The following is a 1235-nucleotide window of genomic DNA, read 5'->3' as shown; positions in this document are numbered from 1 at the left end:
TGTAGTGGTCAACTAATCCCGGACACGACGTTAAGTTTTTCCTCGGCCCGCGCTGGGGCCAACCCATCGTTGAATTGATGAGGCCTAATCCAGTTATAGCGATGCATCAAAAAATGGCTGATATCGCGCTGTGCTTCCTGCGCAGTTCGATAGCCCACGGTCGGTATCCATTCTGTTTTCAAGCTGCGAAATACGCGCTCCATCGGTGCGTTATCCCAGCAGTTTCCTCGTCGGCTCATGCTCTGGCGCATGCGGTATCGCCACAACCGCTGGCGAAAGAGTCGGCTTGCATATTGCGATCCCTGGTCCGAGTGGAATAGCAGATCCGAAGGCCTGCCACGCTGCTCGTAAGCCATATCCAGCGCTTTGATCACCAGCTCAGCGTCTGGCTTTTCCGACAGCGCCCAGCCCACGATCCGACGCGTACAAAGATCCAGGACGACAGCCAGGTAATGCCACTTTCCTTGCGCCCAAATGTAGGTGATATCGCCGCACCAGACTTGATTGGGCGCTGGCACGTCGAACTCGCGGTTCAATGTGTTCGGGATATCCAGTCTTTCTACTGTTGCTCGTTTGTAGGCATGGGAGCCAGGTTGTTTGCTGACTAAATCAAGCTCGCGCATCAAGCTACGCACTTTGAATCGACCGAGTTGCTCACCGTCTTCACGCATCAGCGACAAGATGCTGCGACTGCCCGCAGAGCTGCGACTTTGCGAGAACAGCTCACTGACGCGACTTCGCAATCGAAGCCGTTCAACATCGGGCGTGCGGCGCCGCAGGCGCTGGGCGTAGTAACACGAGCGCGTGACGTCAAACACCTTGCACAGCCAATCAACCGGCTCATGTGCACTCAACTGGTCAATCAGCGCGAACGCTCGTGATCTTCCGACATCAAGAGCGCGGTAGCCTTTTTTAGTATTGATTTCTCTCGCTCAAGCCGAGCAATCCGGGCTTCCAGCTCCTGAATTTTTTGCTGTTCCGGAGTCAGAGCCTTGCTCTGCGGGGTGATGCCTTTATGTTCTTTCTGAGTCTGGTCAACCCAGCGGCGCAATGCCGACTCACCAATGCCGAGTGAACGGCTGGCTTCGATGTAGCTGTAGTTTTGTTTGAGCACGAGGTCGGCAGCCTCGCGTTTGAATTCAGGAGTAAAGGAGCGGCGTTGTTTGGTCATCTGACACCTCGATCTGGCGAGCATTCTCGCCTAAATGGGTGTCCGGTTTCATTAGACCACTACA

General features: G+C 54.9%; 1 protein-coding gene. It reads right to left on the bottom strand.

The genetic code is table 11. The features are described 5' to 3' along the window. Nucleotides 1-8: 8 nt before the first annotated feature. A protein-coding gene (locus TU75_RS27255; RefSeq protein WP_141719134.1) for an IS3 family transposase occupies nt 9-1171 on the bottom strand; the annotation gives its coding sequence in 2 pieces (ribosomal slippage) (nt 9-916 and nt 916-1171; 1164 coding nt in all). Nucleotides 1172-1235 lie beyond the last annotated feature (64 nt).

Origin of the sequence: Pseudomonas poae, assembly GCF_001439785.1 — a bacterium.
GTDB lineage: Bacteria > Pseudomonadota > Gammaproteobacteria > Pseudomonadales > Pseudomonadaceae > Aquipseudomonas > Aquipseudomonas poae.
This window is presented reverse-complemented; position numbering and strand designations above follow the sequence as displayed.